This window comes from Streptomyces huasconensis (assembly GCF_021028635.1).
GTDB lineage: Bacteria > Actinomycetota > Actinomycetes > Streptomycetales > Streptomycetaceae > Streptomyces > Streptomyces huasconensis.
Map to the genome: position 1 here is coordinate 1,159,069 of NZ_CP086119.1, position 19,964 is coordinate 1,179,032.

At 72.4% G+C, this 19,964-nt stretch carries 20 protein-coding genes; 9 read left to right on the forward strand and 11 right to left on the reverse strand.

Annotation, left to right across the window (positions count from 1 at the left end):
• Positions 1–10: 10 nt before the first annotated feature.
• The gene (locus J2N69_RS05125; protein WP_230899677.1) at positions 11–1,510 is read right to left on the reverse strand and encodes an SCO1417 family PLP biosynthesis transcription factor; all 1,500 of its coding nucleotides are present in this window, start codon (positions 1,508–1,510) and stop codon (positions 11–13) included.
• 64 nt (positions 1,511–1,574) lie between these two features.
• Here J2N69_RS05125 and yczE point away from each other — a divergent pair, with 64 nt between their 5' ends.
• The 4 genes from yczE to J2N69_RS05145 all read left to right on the forward strand — a co-directional run bounded on the left by yczE (position 1,575) and on the right by J2N69_RS05145 (position 5,135).
• Complete coding sequence (gene yczE, locus J2N69_RS05130) at positions 1,575–2,312, forward strand: membrane protein YczE (RefSeq protein WP_230899678.1); 738 nt, start codon at positions 1,575–1,577, stop codon at positions 2,310–2,312.
• On the forward strand, positions 2,309–3,076 hold the full coding sequence (locus J2N69_RS05135) for a glycerophosphodiester phosphodiesterase family protein (RefSeq protein ID WP_230899679.1): 768 nt from the start codon (positions 2,309–2,311) through the stop codon (positions 3,074–3,076). The genes yczE and J2N69_RS05135 overlap by 4 nt, the downstream gene beginning before the upstream one ends.
• An 81-nt stretch (positions 3,077–3,157) precedes the next feature.
• Positions 3,158–4,504 (forward strand): MFS transporter, encoded by a 1,347-nt coding sequence (locus J2N69_RS05140; RefSeq protein WP_230899680.1) that lies wholly within the window; start codon positions 3,158–3,160, stop codon positions 4,502–4,504.
• 256 nt (positions 4,505–4,760) lie between these two features.
• The gene (locus tag J2N69_RS05145; protein ID WP_030360404.1) at positions 4,761–5,135 is read left to right on the forward strand and encodes an RNA polymerase-binding protein RbpA; all 375 of its coding nucleotides are present in this window, start codon (positions 4,761–4,763) and stop codon (positions 5,133–5,135) included.
• Between the two features lie 94 nt (positions 5,136–5,229).
• On the opposite strand, the gene fxsA is transcribed toward J2N69_RS05145, so the two are convergent.
• The 5 genes from fxsA to J2N69_RS05170 form a co-directional block, all read right to left on the reverse strand.
• The gene (gene fxsA / locus J2N69_RS05150; protein ID WP_230899681.1) at positions 5,230–5,814 is read right to left on the reverse strand and encodes an FxsA family membrane protein; all 585 of its coding nucleotides are present in this window, start codon (positions 5,812–5,814) and stop codon (positions 5,230–5,232) included.
• Between the two features lie 134 nt (positions 5,815–5,948).
• Entirely contained in the window at positions 5,949–6,740 is a 792-nt protein-coding gene (locus J2N69_RS05155; protein WP_127909000.1) for a polyprenol monophosphomannose synthase, read from the reverse strand.
• 491 nt (positions 6,741–7,231) lie between these two features.
• Positions 7,232–8,893, reverse strand: a complete 1,662-nt coding sequence (locus J2N69_RS05160) for an amidohydrolase (protein WP_230899682.1) — start codon at positions 8,891–8,893, stop codon at positions 7,232–7,234.
• A gap of 42 nt (positions 8,894–8,935) precedes the next feature.
• Entirely contained in the window at positions 8,936–9,592 is a 657-nt protein-coding gene (locus J2N69_RS05165; protein ID WP_230899683.1) for an alpha/beta hydrolase, read from the reverse strand.
• A gap of 4 nt (positions 9,593–9,596) precedes the next feature.
• Positions 9,597–10,037 (reverse strand): Lrp/AsnC family transcriptional regulator, encoded by a 441-nt coding sequence (locus J2N69_RS05170; protein ID WP_127908999.1) that lies wholly within the window; start codon positions 10,035–10,037, stop codon positions 9,597–9,599.
• 211 nt (positions 10,038–10,248) lie between these two features.
• On the opposite strand from J2N69_RS05170, the gene J2N69_RS05175 reads away from it, so the two are divergent.
• Positions 10,249–10,677 carry a hypothetical protein gene (locus J2N69_RS05175; RefSeq protein ID WP_205040425.1) on the forward strand — a complete coding sequence of 143 codons (429 nt, stop codon included), beginning with the start codon at positions 10,249–10,251 and terminating at the stop codon, positions 10,675–10,677.
• Position 10,678: 1 nt separating this feature from the next.
• On the opposite strand, the gene J2N69_RS05180 is transcribed toward J2N69_RS05175, so the two are convergent.
• The 3 genes from J2N69_RS05180 to J2N69_RS05190 form a co-directional block, all read right to left on the reverse strand.
• Positions 10,679–11,779, reverse strand: coding sequence for a phosphotransferase family protein (locus J2N69_RS05180; RefSeq protein WP_230899684.1), 1,101 nt, complete (start codon positions 11,777–11,779; stop codon positions 10,679–10,681).
• A gap of 75 nt (positions 11,780–11,854) precedes the next feature.
• Complete coding sequence (locus tag J2N69_RS05185) at positions 11,855–12,982, reverse strand: Rv3169 family protein (protein ID WP_230899685.1); 1,128 nt, start codon at positions 12,980–12,982, stop codon at positions 11,855–11,857.
• Positions 12,983–13,710: 728 nt separating this feature from the next.
• Positions 13,711–14,883: an acyl-CoA dehydrogenase family protein gene (locus J2N69_RS05190; protein WP_230899686.1), complete on the reverse strand. Its 1,173-nt coding sequence runs from the start codon at positions 14,881–14,883 to the stop codon at positions 13,711–13,713.
• A 357-nt stretch (positions 14,884–15,240) separates the two neighbouring features.
• Here J2N69_RS05190 and J2N69_RS05195 point away from each other — a divergent pair, with 357 nt between their 5' ends.
• Positions 15,241–16,485, forward strand: a complete 1,245-nt coding sequence (locus J2N69_RS05195; protein WP_230899687.1) for a glycoside hydrolase family 18 protein — start codon at positions 15,241–15,243, stop codon at positions 16,483–16,485.
• Positions 16,486–16,539: 54 nt separating this feature from the next.
• Here the strand turns inward: J2N69_RS05195 and J2N69_RS05200 are convergent, their stop codons facing one another.
• Positions 16,540–17,163 carry a TetR/AcrR family transcriptional regulator gene (locus J2N69_RS05200; RefSeq protein ID WP_127908994.1) on the reverse strand — a complete coding sequence of 208 codons (624 nt, stop codon included), beginning with the start codon at positions 17,161–17,163 and terminating at the stop codon, positions 16,540–16,542.
• Positions 17,164–17,371: 208 nt separating this feature from the next.
• On the opposite strand from J2N69_RS05200, the gene J2N69_RS05205 reads away from it, so the two are divergent.
• From J2N69_RS05205 to J2N69_RS05215, 3 genes are read left to right on the forward strand one after another with little or no spacing between them, the layout of a single operon-like run.
• A complete protein-coding gene (locus J2N69_RS05205; protein ID WP_230904587.1) occupies positions 17,372–17,920 on the forward strand; it encodes a DUF6230 family protein in 549 nt (182 codons plus the stop codon).
• Complete coding sequence (locus J2N69_RS05210; protein ID WP_272595810.1) at positions 17,911–18,888, forward strand: DUF6114 domain-containing protein; 978 nt, start codon at positions 17,911–17,913, stop codon at positions 18,886–18,888. The genes J2N69_RS05205 and J2N69_RS05210 overlap by 10 nt, the downstream gene beginning before the upstream one ends.
• Before the next feature lie 24 nt (positions 18,889–18,912).
• Entirely contained in the window at positions 18,913–19,827 is a 915-nt protein-coding gene (locus tag J2N69_RS05215; RefSeq protein WP_230899688.1) for a hypothetical protein, read from the forward strand.
• On the opposite strand, the gene J2N69_RS05220 is transcribed toward J2N69_RS05215, so the two are convergent.
• Positions 19,805–19,951 carry an SCO1431 family membrane protein gene (locus J2N69_RS05220; RefSeq protein ID WP_127908991.1) on the reverse strand — a complete coding sequence of 49 codons (147 nt, stop codon included), beginning with the start codon at positions 19,949–19,951 and terminating at the stop codon, positions 19,805–19,807. The two genes, J2N69_RS05215 and J2N69_RS05220, sit on opposite strands and share 23 nt — an antisense overlap.
• Positions 19,952–19,964 lie beyond the last annotated feature (13 nt).

The following is a 19,964-nucleotide window of genomic DNA, read 5'->3' on the forward strand; positions in this document are numbered from 1 at the left end:
GCGGCAGCGCTCAGGCCACGAACGGGTGCGCGACCTCCGCCCCCGCCCCGGCACCCGTGTCCACGAGGCGGGCGGCGGCGGCCAGGCGCACCGCCGCCTCCTCGGCCACCGCGCCGCTCACGGTGAACGGCAGCCGCACATACCCCTCGAACGCCCCGTCGACGCCGAAGCGCGGCCCCGACGGCACCCGTACCCCCACGCGCTCGCCCACCTCCGCGAGCCGCGAGCCGGAGAGGCCGCCGGTCCGCACCCACAGCGTCAGGCCGCCGCGCGGCACCTCGAACTCCCAGCCGGGCAGCTCGCGGCGGACGGCGGCGACCAGCGCGTCACGGTTCTCCCGCGCCTGCTGTCTGCGCACGTCGACCGCGGCTTCCCAGCCGCCGGTGTTGAGGAGCCAGTTCACGGCCAGTTGTTCGAGCACGGGGGTGCCCAGGTCCGCGTACGCGCGCGCCGCGACGAGGCTGCGGATCACATCAGGGGCGGCCCGCACCCAGCCGATGCGCATCCCGGCCCAGAAGGCCTTGCTCGCCGAGCCGACGGTGACGACGGTGGACCCGGCCGGGTCGAAGCCGCAGACGGGGCGCGGCATGGCGAGGTCCGGTTCGAGGCTCAGCTCGCTCATCGTCTCGTCGACGACCAGGACCGTGCCCGCCGAGCGGGCCGCGTCGACCAGCTGCCTGCGCTGGTCCTCCCCCGCGAGCGCGCCCGTGGGGTTGTGGAAGTCGGCGACGACGTACGCGAGCCGGGGCGCCGCGTCGCGCAGGACCTGCCGCCACCGGTCCATGTCCCAGCCCGCGAGCCCCTCGGCCATGGCGACGGGGACGAGCCGTGCGCCCGCCTCCCGCATGAGCTGGAGGATGTTGGCGTACGAGGGGGACTCCACCGCGATGCGTTCGCCGCGCCCCGCGAAGAGGTGGCAGATCGCGTCGATGGCGCCCATCGCGCCGGTGGTGACCATGATCTGTTCGGGCATCGTCGGAATCCCGCGCGCGGTGTAGCGCTCGGCGAGCATCTCGCGCAGGGCGGGCAGGCCGGCGGGGTAGTCGCCGTGCGTGTGGGCGTACGGCGGGAGCGCTTCGAGGGCGCCCTGCACCGAGCGGGTGAGCCACGGCTCGGGCGCGGGCAGCGCCGCGCAGCCCAGGTCGATCATCGAACCGAGCGCCTCCGGAGGCAGGGGTTCGAGCCCGCGCGCGGGGAGGGGGTTGCCGGCGGGGACGGCGGTCCAGCTGCCGGCTCCCCTGCGGGACTCCAGGAAGCCTTCGGTGCGCAGCGCTTCGTAGGCGGCGGCCACGGTGGTGCGGCTGACGGCGAGAGCCACCGCCAGTTCGCGTTCGGCGGGCAGGCGCGCGGCGACGGGAACGCGGCCTTCGAGCATCAGCAGCCGGATGCCGTCGGCGAGCGCGCGGTAGGCGGGCGGGCGGCGGGCGCCGGGGCCGGTGGGGCGCGCCTGCTGGGAGGCGAGGAGCCGGGCCAGCTGAGTCGAGCCCATCGCCGAAGTCCACTGAGCCATGATTCCCAGTCCACCTTCCCCGGATTGGCCATGGTTGCGGTCTGCTTCCAGGCCACAGGGTGTCATGCGTCAAGCCACAGCACTACGGGGGGAGCCTTCCTTGTCCGTCACAGAGCCACCTCCGAGGGCACGCCTGAGGCCACGTCCGGGACCGCGTCCGCGGCCGCACCTCACGAGGCGGCTCGTCCAGCTGTACGCGGGACTGACGCTGTACGGCGCGAGTTCCGCGCTGATGGTCGAGGCGGGGCTCGGGCCCGAACCGTGGAACGTCCTCCACCAAGGCCTCTCCGAGCTGACCGGAGTGTCCATCGGGGCCGTGTCCATCGTGGTGGGCGCGGCGGTGCTGCTGCTGTGGGCCCCGCTGCGCCAGCGTCCGGGCCTCGGCACGGTGTCGAACGTCATCGTCTGCGGCGTGGCGATGGACGCCACCCTGGCGCTGCTGCCGGACGCCCACGCGCTCGCCGTCCGCGTACCGCTGCTCGTGACCGGGGTGCTGCTCAACGGCGTGGCGACCGGGCTCTACATCACCGCGGCCTTCGGCCCCGGCCCACGGGACGGCCTGATGACGGGCCTGCACCGCCGCACCGGCCGCTCGATCCGGCTCATCAGGACCTCCATCGAGGCGACGGTCGTGGCCACGGGTTTCGTCCTGGGCGGCACGGTCGGCGTCGGCACGGTCCTCTACGCGCTGTCGATCGGCCCGCTCGCCCAGTACTTCCTGCGCCGCTTCGCCCTGCCCGCACCCAGCGCGGGCGGCGCCGTCCCCTCCGGTGGTCCGTCGGAGGCGATACTTCAGCGGTGACCACGCGCGTACGCCATCCCTATCTCGATCACCCGGGGCCGCTCGCCCTCGCCCACCGCGGGGGTGCCGCGGACGGCCTGGAGAACACCACCGCAGCCTTCCGGCGCGCCGTCCGCCTCGGTTACCGCTACATCGAGACCGATGTGCACGCCACGGCCGACGGCCGCCTCGTCGCCTTCCACGACGCGACGCTCGACCGCGTCACGGACGCGGCGGGCCGCATCGTCGACCTCCCGTGGAGCGAGGTGCGCCACGCGCGCGTGGCCGGCACGGAACCGGTGCCCCTCTTCGAAGAGCTTCTGGAGACCTTCCCAAACGTGCGCTGGAACGTGGACGTGAAGGCCGAGCCTGCCCTGGCACCGCTGCTCGACCTGATCCGGCGTGTCGGGGCCTGGGACCGCGTCTGCGTCGGTTCGTTCTCCGAGGCGCGCGTGGCCCGGGCACAACGCCTCGCGGGCCCGCGTCTGGCCACGTCGTTCGGGACGCGCGGCGTGGCGGCGCTGCGCCTGCGGTCGTACGGCGTGCCGGCGGCGGTCCGTCGCTCGGCGGTCTGCGCGCAGGTGCCCGAGACGCACGGCGGGGTCCGGGTGGTCGACCACCGCTTCGTACGGGCCGCCCACGCGCGCGGGCTCCAGGTCCACGTGTGGACGGTCAACCACGCCGAGCGGATGGCGGCTCTCCTGGACCTGGGCGTGGATGGCATAGTTTCCGATCACATCGAGACGCTGCGCGAGGTGCTGAAGGACCGGGGGAGCTGGGTCTGACCGGCTGACCGGTCACCCCGGCCGGACTGTGCCGACCGCCCGAGGGCGGCTTCGCACCACGGGGAACAGCGAGGGTCACGGGTGGGCACCGACACCGAGCGGACGGGGGCCGCCGCGACCGCCGAACGGCGGCGCGAACAGCGCGGCTGGTACTTCTACGACTGGGCGTGCTCGGTCTACTCGACGAGCGTCCTGACCGTCTTCCTTGGGCCCTACCTCACGGAGATCGCCGAGACGGCCGCCGATCCCGAAGGGTTCGTGCACCCGCTGGGCATCCCGGTCCGGGCGGGCGCCTTCTTCGCTTACGCGGTGTCCGCGTCCGTGCTGGTGTCCGTCCTTGTGATGCCGCCGGCAGCCGCCGCGGCCGACCGCACGGGGCGCAAGAAGCCGCTGCTCGCCGTGGCCGCGTACCTGGGGTCGGCCGCGACGGCCGGAATGTTCTTCCTGGACGGCGACCGCTACCTCCTCGGCGGCCTCCTGCTGATCATCGCCAACGCCTCGCTCGCCGTGTCGATGGTGCTCTACAACTCCTACCTGCCCCAGATCGCCCCTCCCGAGGAGCGCGACGCGGTCTCCTCGCGCGGCTGGGCCTTCGGCTACGCCTCGGGTGCCCTGGTGCTGGTGGCGAACCTGGTGCTGTTCCTCGCCCATGACGCCTTCGGGGTCTCCGAGTCGACGGCGGTCCGCATCTGCCTGGCGTCGGCCGGCGTGTGGTGGGGCGCCTTCACCCTCGTACCGCTGAGACGGCTGCGCGACCGGCGGACAGTGCCGTCGGAGGGCGCCCCGCGCGGCGGCCTGCGGCAGCTGGCGGCGACGGTGCGCGACATGCGCCGGCACCCGCACACGCTTGCCTTCCTGCTGGCGTACCTCGTCTACAACGACGGGGTGCAGACGGTGATCTCCCAGGCGTCCGTCTACGGCTCCGAGGAGCTGGGGCTCGGCCAGTCCACCTTGATCGTGGCGGTCCTTTTGGTGCAGCTGCTCGCGGTCGCCGGGGCGCTCACCATGGGCAGGCTCGCGCGCGTCCACGGCGCCAAGCGCGTCATCCTCGGCTCCCTCGTCGCCTGGACGGTGACGATCGGGGCGGGTTACTTCCTGCCCTCGGGGGCGCCCGGGTGGTTCTTCGCCCTGGCGGCGGGGATCGGCCTGGTCCTCGGCGGCACGCAGGCCCTGTCCCGCTCCCTCTTCTCGCACCTGGTGCCGCGCGGCAAGGAGGCCGAGTACTTCTCCGCGTACGAGATCAGCGACCGCGGCATGGCCTGGCTGGGACCGTTGATCTTCGGGCTCACCTACCAGCTCACCGGGAGCTACCGGGACGCCATCGTCTCCCTCGTGGTCTTCTTCGCGCTCGGATTCGTGCTGCTCGCGAGGGTGCCGGTGAAGCGTGCCGTGCGCGACGCGGGGAACCCCGTGCCCGAGAAGATTTAGCAACTGAGGGCAAAGGGCGGTAGTGTACGCGTTTGGCCTGCCAGGCGGACCGTTACTGCGATCTGGAGAATCAGAAACGCTGGGTGACATCTGCTGCCAGATGTGACAAACCGGGCGTTGGTGGGTACAACAAGGGGCGGCATACGACGGCGACGCATGACCCAGAACGGGAATCTTTACCGCCGACCGGACGTTGACCGGATGACGACGACAGCGACACCTGTCCTGTGGGCGACAAGCCCGGGAGGCACGATTCATGAGTGAGCGAGCTCTTCGCGGCACGCGCCTCGTGGTGACAAGCTACGAGACCGACCGCGGCATCGACCTGGCTCCGCGCCAGGCCGTGGAGTACGCATGCCAGAACGGACATCGTTTCGAGATGCCGTTCTCGGTCGAGGCGGAGATCCCGCCGGAGTGGGAGTGCAAGGTCTGCGGGGCCCAGGCACTCCTGGTAGACGGCGACGGACCTGAGGAGAAGAAGGGCAAGCCGGCGCGTACGCACTGGGACATGCTCATGGAGCGCCGTACTCGAGAGGAACTCGAAGAGGTCCTGGAGGAGCGCCTGGCGGTCCTTCGGTCCGGCGCCATGAACATCGCGGTGCATCCGCGGGACAGCCGCAAGTCCGCCTGACGACGGACTCGGCGCACAGCAGCACAAGTACGAGGGCCGGGGCCACTGCTCAGCAGTGGTCCCGGCCCTCGTGTGCGTCGGCGGCGGTGCGCCGTCAGCGCGGCAGCTGCGGGTCGTCCGGGCGCGGGCCGCGCGCCGACGGCTCGTCCCTGATCACCTCGCCCTGGACCACCTTGCCGTCGGGGCGGTGCATGCGCGCCTGCTGGAAGGCGTCGCCGAGGCCGCCGGGCGTGGTCTCGCCGAGTCGGCGCATCTTGCGGTCGATGGTTCGCTCCGCGTACCTCCCCAGGGCCTTCTGGACCGGGGGCACCAGCAGGATCAGCCCCAGGGCGTCCGAGATCAGGCCCGGCAGGATGATCAGCAGTCCGCCCAGCATCGTCAGGGCCCCGCCTCCGCCACCGGCAGAGGACTCGGGCGGGATGCCGCTCTGCTGCTGTTGCACCGCCTCGCTGAGCTTGCGGAACGCCCGGCGCCCCGCGCGCTTGATCACCGCGGAGCCGAGCACGAGGCCGCCCACCAGGAGCAGGAAGACCACGAACCCGCTCGTGGCGCCCGCCACGACGGTGAGCAGCCAGATTTCCAGGACGAGCCACACGGCGATGCCGAGCGGCAGGTACCTCAGGAGCCCGGAGCGCCGGGGCCGGGCAGGTCGGATGGGAGGCGGTGCGCCAGTCGTCATGCTCCCAGTGTGCCTGGGCGCGTCTCAGGCCGGGATAAGGGGGATGATCAACAAGGCGTCCGCGCGCGGGCCGGTCAGGGCAGCCAGCACCGATCAGGGCCTGCTCGGCGCCGGTCAGGGTAGCTGAGCGCCGGTCAGGGCTGCTTGCGCCCGATGACGCGGCCCACCCGTTCGCCCACGCCCCAGGCGGTGACCCGCCACAGCGCCTCGACGACGATGTTCTGGCTCATCTTGCTGTCGCCCAGTTCCCGCTCGACGAAGGTGATGGGCACCTCCACCACGTGGTAGCCCGCCTTGATCGCGCGGCGCGCCAGGTCGACCTGGAAGCAGTAGCCCTGCGACTCGACCTCGCCGAGCCCGAGGCCTTCGAGGGTCTCGCGGCGGAAGGCGCGGTAGCCGCCCGTCACGTCCCGGATGGGCACGTCGAGCAGGAGGCGCGAGTAGGTGCTGCCGCCACGCGAGATGAACTCGCGGTGCTTGGGCCAGTTCACGACCCGGCCGCCCGGCACCCAGCGCGAGCCGAGCACGAGGTCGGCGCCCTTGAGCGCGGTCAGCAGACGCGGCAGCTCCTCGGGCTGGTGGGAGCCGTCGGCGTCCATCTCGATCAGCACGCCGTAGTCGTGGTCGAGTCCCCAGCGGAAGCCCGCGAGGTAGGCGGCGCCGAGGCCTTCCTTGCCCTGGCGGTGCAGCACGTGCACCTGCTCGTCCTCGGCCGCGAGCTCGTCGGCGATCTTGCCGGTGCCGTCGGGGCTGTTGTCGTCGGCGACCAGGACGTGCGCGTCCGGGACGGAGGCCCGCACCCGGCCGACGATGGACGTGATGTTCTCCGCCTCGTTGTAGGTCGGAATGATCACCAAGGCCGTGCCGAGCGAGCCGAACTGCCTCCCCTGGTCTTCCGCTTCGAAGACCCGACCGCCGTCGTTCACTACTGCCCCTTCGTTCGTACGCAGAGGACAACCATAGTGGCCGCGGCCCGCGCCCCAGCGGCGGCACGGGAATAGCGGCGGCCGGCACTGCGGATCGGGGCCCGGCGCCCTTCGGGCCGACCTGGGACCCGCTGGCTGCGGATCGACCGAAAGCCGTTGTCTACTGAGCGTCCGGGCCCCACCCGGGTCACACCTGCCGATCGGCTCATACGTTCCCTCGCCTCCGCGTCGCGGACGCTGGACCTGGCTCCCAGTGGCGGTGCGCCGGTGCGGCACACCACCCATGACCCAGCGGCGTTCGACGACTGCGTGGAGGTTCGCCTCTCGGACGTCCTGTGGTGGACCCGGCCGAACCTACCGGCCCACGACGGCTTTCTGTCAATAGCCCGGTGAACTGCGCCGACGACGAGAGCTCCCAGATCGGTGCCCAGGATTCCCAGGTCGTGCGGAGCCCCGGCGGGCCGTGAGCGGCGTCGCGCACCGCCGGTACATCACTCGTCCGGCCCCACATGAACCGTCCGGCCCCCCACCACCGTACGCAGGCAGACCGGGAGTTCGGCCCCCGGCGACAGGTCGGGGAGGCCGGGGGTGCCCGAGCGCGGGTCGGTCGACCAGCGGGCCACACGGTCGTCGGGGGCCTGGACCACCAGATCGGAGGTGCGCCACACGGCGTAGTCCGCGGGCGCGCCCGGCACCAGGACACCCGCGTCGTCGCGGCCGACGGCCCGCCAGCCGCCCCTGGTGTGGGCGGTGAACGCGGCGCGTACGGAGACGCGGTGTCCGGGCGTGCGGTGGAAGGCGGCGGCTCGGACGGTGCCCCAGGGGTCGAGCGGCGTGACGGGGCTGTCGGAGCCGAAGGCGAGGGGCACACCGGCGCGCAGCAGGGCCGCGTAGGGGTTGAGGGTGCGGGCCCGCTCGGCGCCCAGGCGCTGGGCGTACATGCCGTCCTCGCCGCCCCACAGGGCGTCGAAGGCGGGCTGCACGGACGCGGTGAGGCCGAACTCCGCGAAGCCGGCGATCGTCTCGGGGGTGAGCATCTCGGCGTGCTCCACACGATGCCGCGCGGCGCGGACGCGCGGCAGGCCGAGCTTCTCCGCGGCCTGGCGCATGCCGTCGACCACAGAGGCCACCGCGGCGTCCCCGATGGCGTGGAAGCCCGCCTGGAGGCCCTCCTCGGTGCACGCCACGACGTGGGCGGCGACGGCGACGGCGTCCAGGTGGGCCGTGCCGGTGTGGGCGGCGTCGGCGTACGGCTCGTGGAGGCAGGCGGTGTGCGAGCCGAGGGCGCCGTCCACGAAGAGGTCACCGGCGGCGCCGAGCGCCCCCAACTCGCGGGCCCGCGCGACCCCTTCCCGGCCCTGCTCGGCCCAGTAGCCGATGACGCGCGGTCCCGCTTCCTCGGCGGCGAGTCGCAGCAGTCCGGTGAAGTCGTCCTCGTCGGAGATCTCCGGGCCCGCGCACTCGTGCACGGAGCCGATGCCGAGGGAGGCGGCGCGGCGCAGGGCGGCGCGCTGGGCCTCGGCCCGCTGGCGCGGCGTGACGGCGGCGAGGGCGGCGGCGCGCACCCCGTGATGGGCGTCGCCGGTCAGCGGGGCGTCCGGGCGGAAGCCGGCGCGCCCGGTGACGCCGGGGACGAGGTCGAGCAGCGCGGTGGTGGCGACCGCCGAGTGGACGTCGATGCGGGAGAGGTAGAGCGGTCGGCCGCCGGTGGCCTCGTCCAGCTCCGCGCGCGTGGGCGGGCGGCCGCCGGGCCAGCGGGCGGCGTCCCAGCCGTGGCCGAGCAGGACGGTGTCGTGCGGCCGCGCGGCGGCGTGTGCGCGTACGGCGGCGAGCGCGTCGTCCAGCGATCGGGCCCCGGACAGGTCGAGGCCGGTGAGGGCGAGGCCGGTGGCCGTGGTGTGCACGTGGGCGTCCGTGAACGCCGGGGTGACCAGGGCGCCTTCGAGGTGCACGACGTCGTCGACGCCGTCCGCGAAGGCGTCCGCCGCGCCCTCGGAGCCGACCCAGGCGACATGGCCGCGCTCGACGACCATCGCGGTGGCGAACGGGTCGGCGGGGCTGTGGACGTCGCCGCCGCGCAGCAGCACGGTGCGGTGGCTGTGGGGGTCCTGGGGGTCCCGGGCGTCGTTCCCGGGGGCGGTGCTCTGGCTCATGGGTCCAGTCTCGCCCCTATGGGCGGCCGCCCGACGCGGGGGTCACCCCCACGCGCGTACCAACCACTGCGCGACAGCCCCGGGAGCCACCGCTTGATGCAGATGCCCACCGGCGAGGGACCCCACGGGCCAACCACGCGCGCGTGCCTCACCCGCGACCGGTCGGTACGCCGCGGAGAAGCGGAGGTACCCGCACGGCAGCCGGTCCCAGCCGGGTGGCGCGGGCGGCGGCCGGGTGAAGTGGGTGAGCGGCAGGCGCGGCTGCTCGGCGATCACCGCGGCGCGCAGCCGCGGGTCCGGCAGGAGGGCCGCCACGGTGGCTTCGTCGAACCACTCGGTCCAGGGGGGCAACAGCCCGTCGGAGCCGGTGAGTTCCCGCAGCGCCGCGAGGTGCACGGCGGGCAGCGGGGCGCCGGGCAGGGCCGCGTCGACGAAGACCACCCGGCGCACGTCCGGCACGGCCTCGGCGAGGACGGGCACCAGGAGCCCGGCGTTGCTGTGCACGACCAGGGTCTGCTCCCCCGCGGGGGCGGCCGCGGCGGCGCGGCGCACGAACGCGGGCCAGTGCGGGCCCGGGCCGGTCGCCGCGCCGGTCAGGTCGGGGACCGCGCAGATGTGGCCGGCCGCGGTCAGTTCGGCGGCCACGCGGCGCCAGGTCGCGGGCCCCACCAGAGGGCTGTGCACGAGCAGAAAGCGCATGCGCTCAGACCTGTGGCGGCCGGGCCTCGTAGGGCGTGGAGAGCACGACGGTCGTCCGCGTGGAGACTCCGGCGAGCGCGCGCAGGCGGGTCAGCAGATGCTCCAGTTCCAGCGGGGTGGCGACGCGGACCTTGAGGATGTAGTTCTCGTCCCCGGCGACGCTGTGGCACGCCTCGATCTCCGGAACGCCGGCGAGGCGCTCGGCGATGTCGTCGGGCGCGCTGGGGTCGAACGGCTTCACCGAGATGAAGGCCGTCAGGGGCAGCCCCACGGCCTCGGGGTCGACGACCGCGGCATAGCCGCGGATGACGCCCCGCTGTTCGAGGCGGCGCACCCGCTGGTGCACGGCCGACGTGGACAGGCCCGTGGCCTTGCCCAGGTCGGTGTAGCTCATCCGCCCGTCCTTGACGAGCAGCTGCACGATCTGTCGGTCCAGCTCCTCCATGCGGTGAACCTACAGGGCTCTTGATCCTCACGGATACCTGAGCGCCGGAAGGGCTCGCCGACCGGGGCAACTCCCCCGGTCATGTGACGAACGCCACATGGCTGTGACCGTGTCCGTTCGGATGCCACGATTACCCCTACGACGGGACGGGAAGTGCTTGCTGTGGTCGAGGCCGCAGCGCCTTGTCGGCCCACCCAAGGGGGAGAGTCCCATGCAGAATTTGAAGCGCCCCGGCAGGTCCACTCGCGCCAAGCAGCAGCAGGTCGCCGAGCCCGAGCCGGAGGGCGTCGAACCGGCTGACGCCCTTCTCGACGCCTACGACACCTTCGAGATGTACCGCGTGAACTGCCCCGACTGCGGGCAGCCGATCGCGCTCCTCGCCGACGAGGACGTCCTGCCCGAGCACGCCCTGTGCCCCACGCCGTGGAACCCGTTCGGGCTCACGGTCTGTGCCGGTACGGGCCGCGCGGCCACGGACGCCACGCCCACCGACGAGTCGATGGAGGTTCAGGAGCAGGACACCGCCCTGCTGTTGACGCTCCCTCAGGGACTCGACTGGCGGACGCAGCCGTTCTCGCACGTGGGCGGCCCCGGTTCGCGCCCGATGCGCGCGGCCCAACAGCAGCGGCCCGCCGCCTGATTCACCAGTAGCTGCCCTGCACCATGGCCGCGAGGCTGCCATGGTGCAGGATCAGCGTGTCCGTGTCCTGCGGCGCAGCGGGCGCGGCGGCCTCGCCGAAGTGGATTTGGCGGCAGGCGACGCGCAGCATGACGATCGCGTGCCGCAGCGCCGCGTACAGCGTGTAGAAGCCCATGGCCCGTGGGGTGTGTCCCGTGAGCCGGGCATACGTGTCCTCCACCCGGTCGCGGCGCAGGAAGTCCGGCAGCCCCGACTGGCCGAAACTCACCGTCAGGTCCTGGAAGAAGCGGTGCAGGTAGATCATCCAGGCGAGGTCGACCTCGCGCGGGGCGAGCGCCGCCATCTCCCAGTCGAGGACGGCCGCGGGTGCGAAGCCGTCGTAGACGATGTTGCCGATGCGCGCGTCGCCCCAGTTGAGGACGGGTTCGCCCTCGGTGTCCGGCCACAGCTCTTCGAGGCGGTCGAAGGCGCGCTCGATGAGAGGTGAGCGGGGCAGTCCGCTCACCACCCATGCGTAGTAGGCGCGTTGGGCCTGGACGTGGCGGCGCAGCGGGCTGCCTTCGCCCGGCAGCGCGAGGAACCGCGCCTCGTCGACCGGGACCTGGTCGTGCAGCCGGGCCACCACGGCGACCGAGGCTTCCTCAAGGTGCGCGCGTTCGGTGTCGGTGGCGGCGTGCAGCCAGTTCCCCTCGTACGTGTAGGGCATGACGTCCGGCGGTACGCGGCCCTCGACCCGCTCCATGACGAAGAAGGGCGCGCCGAGCGGGCCGGGGTCCTCTTCCAGCCACAGGACGCGCGGCACCGGCAGGTCGGTGTGCTCGGCGACGAGTCGCATCGTGCGGTACTGGCGCGGCATGTCGTAGACGGGAAAGACGGTGTACGCGGCCGGGTCGGCCGCCAGGCGCAACGCGCAGCGCCGCAGGGGTGGTTCGGGGTGCTCGACGGTGAAGAGCAGGGTCTCGCTGGACATGCCGTTGGACTCCGGGACGCTCACGTCGACCGCCTTGGCGCCGGGCAGCCGGGCGTCGAGCCACGCGGTGAGGCGGCGGGTGAGTTCTTCGGGGTCGCGGGTGGTGGTGCGGGGGCGGGGTGCCGATGCCATGGTCCGTGCTCCTTTGCCCGTGCTCCCTTTGCCTTGCTCCTTTGCCCGTGCTCCTTCGGCGGACCGTCGGCGGCCTCAGGGCGCCACGGAGCCGAAGCCGGTGAACCCGCTCGGGTCGTGGCGGCCGAAGCTGCCGTGCTCGAAGATCCCGTGGCCCGTGCGGCCGTTCAGGGTGAAGCGCGCCGCGTGGTCGATGACGCCGTAAGCGGCGAGCGGGTGGACCCCGGGATCCGAGAGGTCATAGGCCCGGCGGTCGGTCCAACCGCGCCCCCGCCAGGTGCCGTGCTGCCAGTCGTCGGCGGGCGGATAGCCCGCGCCGACGGCCAGGGGCAGCGAGGCGAGCACCTCGACACCCAGCTCCAGGGGCTTGTACCCGCCGGGGTCCGTGAGGTGGAGGACGGCGCGCTCGGGGTGGCGGGTGCCGGAGCGGTAGGTGATGTCGGCCCGGGGCCAGCCGAGTTGGCGGTCGCGGTGGCCGGGGCGGACGAGGGTGGCGTCGTTGAGGGTGCGGTAGCCGTCCGCGTCCTCCTGGACGACGACCATCAGGAAGCGGTCCTCGAAGCGCACCGGGCACCAGATCCAGTGGAAACCCTCGGCGGCGAACTCCTCTTCCAGCCGCCCGCGTTCCTCCCCGGGGATGGGCCGCACCCCCCAGCTGCGGTCACGGGTCGCGGTCCACTCCCCCGCCGTCACGGGGATCTCCTCGCCGCCCACGCGGATCATCCCCGACGGGCGGCCCGCCTGGACGAAGCGGCGTCCTTCGAGGGTGAGCCGGCCCCCGCGGCGCTGGATGTGGTGCGGCTCCCACAGCGCGGGGAAGTCGGCGCTCCAGGTGAGGTCGTACGACAGGGACGCCGGGTCCTCGGGGTCGGGGGCGCACTCCAGCCGCAGCCGGCGCAGCGGCTCGTCGACGGTGATGCGCAGCGGACCGACCGAGAGGTCCGTCCGGTCGTCACCGAGGGCATCGTCGGCGCGGACGGCGTGCACGGTGTCGCCGGTGCGGAGGGTGGCGTACGCGTCGATCACACCGGTGTTCGGGTAGACGCCGAGGCCGAGGATGAGCAGGGCGCGGCCCTCGTGGTCGAAGAGGTGGAAGATGCACCGGTCGTAGGCGTTGCGGTCACCCGTCGCGACGTGCTTCATCGACAGCGGGACCTGGTGCACGGGGTACTCGTCGAGCGGTACCGGCCGGTCGTCCTCCACGGCAGACCTCCCTGGGCGCGGAACAGCACGGGGCAGCGCGGGACAGTGCGACGCGCCAAGGGCCGGGGGGGGCCGAGCAGGCGGCGGGCGCGGAGTTGACGGTACGTCAGTCACGGGGCCGGGGCCATAGCCGTGCGCGGCCGCGGGGGCGCGCGCGGGCGCGCTTCGGGCCACGCCCCTGCGGCGCCCGCGCGCCATGAACTGACGCCCTAATCCGCGCGGCGGTGACTTCGACGCCGGTCCGGGCGTTTGGCCCGGTATGACCCCCACGGACATGGGCCCCACGCACGTCCCCACCAGCCGTCGGCGACGCACTCTGGTGATGGTGCCCGCCTCCGCAGAATCGGTTCCGCCACGGGCTCGACAGGCGGAACCGCATCAACAGACGTACGGGCAACAGACGTACCAACAGCAGACGTACGAGCAACAGGCGTACGAGCAGCAGGCGCATGAGCGGCAGCCGTACGAGCAACAGGCTTACGAGCGACAGCCGTACGACCGGCAGGCGCAACAGCAGCAGACATACCAGCCACAGCCCTACCGGCCACCCTCGCAGCCCACGCAACCCTCACAACAGACCTACCAGCAGCCGCGCCTGCCCCAGCCCCCGGACCCGCCGATCTACCGCGCCCTGGTCCACCACTGGGCCGACCGGGGCCGGACGCTGCCCGGGCGCCACGACCCGGAGTGGGTCCGGCTGGTGGCGCCGCCCGTGGCCCGCGGCCAGTTCAGCGTGACTCGGGACCCGCGAGGTGACGGGCGATGACCATCCGCTGGATCTGGTTGGTGCCCTCGACGATCTGGAGCACCTTCGCCTCCCGCATGAAACGCTCCACGGGGAAGTCAGCGGTGTAGCCATAGCCCCCGAGGACCTGCACGGCGTCCGTCGTCACCTTCATCGCGGTGTCCGTGCACAGCAGCTTGGCCATCGCCGCCTGCTTGGCGAACGGCCGGCCCGCGTCGCGCAGCCTGGCCGCCGACAGATAGAGCGCCCGGCCCGCCTCGATCTGCGTCGCCATGTCCGCGAGCATGAAGCGCAGGCCCTGGAAGTCGGCGATCGGCCGGCCGAACTGCCGCCGCTCGGTGGCGTACGTGAGCGCCTCGTCCAGGGCCGCCTGGGCCACGCCGATCGCACAGGCCGCGATGCCGAGCCGCCCCGAGTCGAGCGCCGAGAGCGCGATGGCGAAGCCTTGGCCCTCGTCCCCGATGCGGCGGGAGTCGGGGACACGGACGCCGTCGAAGTGGAGCTGCGCGGTGGGCGAGCCCTTCATGCCCATCTTCTTCTCGGGCGCCGCCGCGGTGAGCCCCTCGGCGTCGCCCGGCACCAGGAAGGCCGTGACGCCCCTGGCGCCCTCGCCGCCGGTGCGGGCCAGCACGGTGTAGAAGTCGGCGACGCCGCCGTGCGTGATCCAGGCCTTGGTGCCGTCGATGACCCAGTCGTCGCCGTCCCGGACGGCCTTCGTGCGCAGGGACGCGGCGTCCGAGCCGGAGGCGGGCTCGGAGAGGCAGTACGCGCCGAGCAGGCCGCCGCCGAGCATCGCCGGCAGGTGCTCGCCCCGCTGCTCCTTGGTGCCGTACCCGGCGAGCGCGTGGCAGGAGAGCGAGTGGACGCTGACGCCGAGGCCGACGGTCAGGCGCGCGGCGGCGAGTTCCTCCAGGACCTGGAGGTAGACCTCGTAGGGCTGGTCGCCGCCGCCGTACTCGGAGTCGTACGCGAGGCCGAGCAGTCCGGCCTCGGAGAGGAGGGTGAAGATCTCGCGCGGGAAGCGCCCGGCTTCCTCTTCCTCGGCCGCCTTCGGGGCGATCTCGCGCTGGACGATGTCCCGGACGAGCGAGAGCAGATCCCTGGCCTCATCCGTCGGCAGCTGACGGTCCACCGGCTGTGGGGCGTGGTCGGGCATGACGCTCTCCTCCCTGTCGGGCTACGGCGGACGCCCGCGCAGGGTGAGGCGGCGGCGCCGGAAACGATGCCGAGCCAGGGTCTCCTCCCGGGTCACGGAAGCGGCTGACCAGCGGCTGCGGCGCGTTGAGTATGCCCGATCGGCGGCAGCCAGTCACTAGTTAACGACCGCTTACTCGAAAGATACCCGCAGATCGACAGCGGCGGCCGGATTGGTCCGAACCATTGACCGTACTGGTCTAGTCCTCCTAGTGTTCCGTTGAACCACTTACCGCGTTCATGCCAAATGAACGCGGCGGCTCCACGGCAGCACTTCCCCCCCTCGCGCCTCACTGGTTTCCCCCCACGAGGAGACACGATGCCCACACCGCACTCCCCGTGCCCCGGCCTCCGGGCCCTGATCGCCACCGCCTGTTGCGCCGTCCTCGGCGCGGGCCTGCTCGCCGGGGCCGGCAGCGCCGCCGCCGAACCGGACAAGGCCCCGGCAGCGGAGGCCGCCGCCGGTTCCAAGGTCGTCGGCTACTTCACCGAATGGGGTGTCTACGGCCGGAACTACCACGTCAAGAACATCGAGACGTCCGGCTCGGCCGCCAAGCTCACCCACATCAACTACGCCTTCGGCAACGTCCAGGGCGGCAAGTGCACGATGGGCGACGCCTACGCGGCGACCGACAAGGCCTACACCGCGGCCCAGTCCGTGGACGGCGTGGCGGACACCTGGGACCAGCCGCTGCGCGGCAACTTCAACCAGCTGCGCAAGCTCAAGAAGAAGCACCCGGACCTCAAGGTCCTGTGGTCCTTCGGCGGCTGGACCTGGTCCGGCGGGTTCACCGAGGCCGCGAAGAACCCGGCGGCCTTCGCCCAGTCCTGCTACGACCTGGTCGAGAACTCCAAGTGGGCCGATGTCTTCGACGGCATCGACATCGACTGGGAGTACCCCAACGCCTGCGGTCTGACCTGTGACACCAGCGGGCGCGAGGCGTACAAGAAGCTCATGGCCGCGGTCCGTGCGAAGTTCGGCGGCGGCAACCTCGTGACGGCGGCGATCCCCGCGGACGCCTCCGCGGGCGGCAAGATCGACGCGGCCGACTACGCGGGCGCCGCCCAGTACGTCGACTGGTACAACCCGATGACGTACGACTACTTCGGCGCGTGGGACGCGAAGGGGCCGACCGCCCCGCACTCGCCGCTCACCTCCTACACCGGCATCCCGAAGGCCTCGTACCACTCCGACGCCACGATCAAGAAGCTCCGCGCCCTCGGCATCCCGGCGCAGAAGCTGCTGCTCGGCATCGGCTTCTACGGGCGCGGCTGGACGGGTGTCACCCAGAAGGCCCCCGGCGGCACCGCGACCGGGCCCGCCGCGGGCACGTACGAGCAGGGCATCGACGACTACAAGGAACTGAAGACCAAGTGCCCGGCGAACGGCACCGTCGGCGGGACCGCGTACGCGCACTGCGGGAACAACTGGTGGAGCTACGACACCCCGGCGACCATCGCGGGGAAGATGAACTACAAGAACCAGGCGGGCCTCGGCGGCACGTTCTTCTGGGAGCTGAGCGGCGACACGGCCAACGGTGAGCTGATCAAGGCCATCAACTGACGCACGGCGCACGGAGTTCGGGGTGGGAGCCGGTTCTCGGCGCCCACCCCTCGCTCATGGCCGCGCGGGCGCCGGGAACGACGGTTCGAAGTCCTCGATGACGCGCAGCGTGTCCCCGAGCGTGCGCACCAACAGGGCGCAGACCCGCTCGCGCGGCAGGCCGCGGTGCCCGACCCAGTCGAGCGTGATGCCCTCGACGCTGCACAGCCAGCCGAGCAGCGCGGTACGGGCGAGGCACGGGATGTCGGCGCGGCCGTACGTCCCCTCGGCGATCGTCCTGATCATCGCCTCGCGGACGCCGTCGCGGATCGCGTGCACCTCGGCGTCGAAGCCGACACCGCCGCTGATGATCGCCCGGTAGGCCGCCTGGTGCTGCTCGGCGTAGCGCAGATAGCCGTCGATGGTGCGCTGCACGCGCTCCACGGGCGGCAGGCCGTCGTGGCGTCCGGCGCGCGCGACCAGGTCGGCGACGGAGTCCTCGATGATCGCGAGGTAGTAACCGCGCTTGGACTTGAAGTAGTAGTAGATCAGCCCCTTGGCGACGCCCGCCTGTTTCGCGATGTCGTCCATCGACAGGGCGTCGTACGACGTGTCGGCGAACAGCTTCCGGCCGATGGTGATGAGGTCGGCGCGACGAGCCGCGGAACGGTCGGTACCGCGCTGTTGACTATTATTCAATTTCGGCCCTAGTCTCCAACTGCCGTGGGATGTCCGCAGTATGGCAGAGCGGTGCCGTCTGCCGACCAGGCTTCCGACGGCGCTTCACGCACTCCCCTTACGCACGCTTGACGACGCGGAACGACGTTCGGGAGGAAGAACAGTGGGCGCTAGCCGCAACGCGTTACGCGAGGGCAGAACCTCCTGGAAGAAGACGGCCGTGGTGGCCATGCCGGCCGTGCTGGCCGTCGGTGTGATGGCCTCCGTGATGGCCGAGGGCGCGCTCGCCGCGTCCTTCGCCGTCTCGGGCACCAGCTTCCAGGTCTCCTCGGGGAAACTGACGAGCGAGGGCCTGTCCTCGTACGTCCAGACGGACCGGGACATCGACGGCAAGGGGCACCCGGTGGCGCTCCTCGGGATCGGTGACGCGACCCTGTCCGACATCTGCCAGGCCGCCGGGGTGAAGACCCCGCTCGGCACGGTGGTCTTCAAGCTGACCGCGGGCGGTGACGCGGGGAACGTCACCGCCAGCAACCTCGTCATCGACGGCGAGGACCTGGTGGGCGACGCTCGCTTCGGCACCGCGGAGATCGGCCGGGACGCCTCGACGCTGGACGAGGTGCCCGGGGTCAAGGGCGAGCGGGGCAAGTTCGGGCTCCAGGCCGGGGACATCACGGTCTCCGGGGTGAAGTCCCACGCCTGGTCGGCGACGGGCGGGAACTTCCGGCTCAAGGGCATGCGCGTCGACGTCAGCCTCGGCGGCAAGAAGTGCTTCTGACGGGCGGCGGGAGGGCCGGCGTCAGACCCTTCCGCAAGGACGGCGGCGGCCCCCTCGACCGACGGCTGCCCTGGCCCCGGCAGCGGCGGGTGCTGCGCAGGTGGCGCCGCACGCGGCCGTTCTGGGGTGGACTGCTGCTGATCCTCGGCGGCGCCGAACTGCTGCTGGTGCCGCTCTCGCCGCTGACGGTCCTGGTGAGCCTCGGGCTCGGCGGGATCGCGGCGGTCGGCATCGGCATCGCGCTGGTCGTGGCGGGGCTCTTCCTGTGGTTCCTGCCGCACACGCACCACTATGTGAGCGTCAACGCCCTGATCCTCTCGGTGCTGTCGTTCGCCGCCACCAACCTCGGCGGGTTCCTCGTCGGCATGCTCCTGGGCATCGCCGGCAGCGCCATGGGCTTCGGGTGGACGCCGGTGCCCGAGGACGCCGAGGAGGGCCCCGCGCCGCCGAGGGTGCGGGACGGGCAGGGCACGCGGACGCTCGCCGTGCTGCTGCCGGTGGTGATCGTGGCGGGGATCGTGAACGGCAGCCCGGCCAGGGCGGCTCCCGCCCCGTCGATCGTGGCGGCCAGGACCCCGCCGACCATCACCACCACGCTCTTCGCCCCGAAAGGCTTCATCGTGGCGGGCGTCACCGAGATCCCGACCGCCGACGGCCCGCTGAAGGTCATGGTGCTGCGGATGAAGGCCGCCTCGCTCACCGACTACGCGCTGAAGACGCGGGACGGAGGCGGGGAACTCGCCCTGGGCGCCGACACGCTGGACCTGAGCGGCTCGGTCACGCTCTACCTGACCAAGTTCAAGGGGTGCATCGAGGGGCTGCTCTGTCTGACCTTCACGCCCGACAGACTGCCGGTCCCGCCGCTCGTACCGCCGTTCGTCTTCATGACGGACGTCAGCGCCGAACAGGCCCTGGTCACCTCGGACTCGATCGTGGCGGGCGGACTCTCCCTCAAGGCCTCGGCGTGATCACTCCGGCATGAAGGGTTCGGCATGATCCAGATCCAGGCCGCCCTCTTCTGGGCGTACGCGGCCGGCGCGACGTCCGCGCTCGCCGCCGGGCGCCAGTTGCAGGTGTGGGAGCGGATCAACGCGGGTGAGGGGCCGCGCACCCGCAGCCGCGCCGCGAACCCCTATCTGGCGCTCACGGCGCTGTTCGCCGCCGTCCTGATGGTGCCGACGGGGCTCTTCCTGCTGTGGCAGAACCCCGCCTGGGCGACCATGCACGTCGCGGAGGGCCACGAGGACGTGTGGGCCGGCTTCGTCCTCTGCTACGCGGGCGGGATTCCGGTGGCCGCGGTCCTCGGGTTCCTCGTGGCGCAGGCGCTGGTGCTCGCGGGGGCGGGCTACTGGGCCTACCTCCAGTGCGTGGGCGGGTACTTCCTGCTGTTCGGGACGCTCGTCCACGGGTGGGACGGCCGCGGATACCAGCGGTTCCTGTCCCCCGGCGCCGACGACTTCGCCGACTGGCCGAGGGACGGCGTCGTCAATCACGTACTGGACTTCCTGACGTCCGGGACGTTCCTGGCGCTGCTGCTCTTCGGGGCCGCGGTGATCGGCACCATGCTGGCGACCGCGATCGGCTGGCTCATGGAGGGCTGGTCGCTGCCGGGAGCCGACGAGGACCGCAAGGCGCCGCAAGTCCTCGCCGTCGTCATCGCGGCCGCCGGGGTGTACGGGCTGCCGTTCGCGGGCGCGCTTCTCGCCAGCGGACTGGTGCGCCTGCTCGGCGGGTGGCTGGGGCTGCCGCTGTTCGCGGTCGTGGCGGGGCTCACCCTGCTGCACGGGCGCTCACCGGTGCGGTGGCTGTACGGCCTGGTGGGCGTCCCGCACCGGCACTGGCGGGCCGGCGCGGGCGACGACGGTGACTACGCGGCGGGCGGGGTCACAGCAGACCGGTCTGCGTGACGAGCATCGCGAGGACCACGACGAGCGTCCAGCCCGCGAGGTGCTCCAGGAGATTCGGTCCGTCTTCTTTCGGGCCGCCGGTACGGGCCTGGACGCGAACGGCGGTGGCAGAGAACGCGGTCATGTCTTCTCACTGA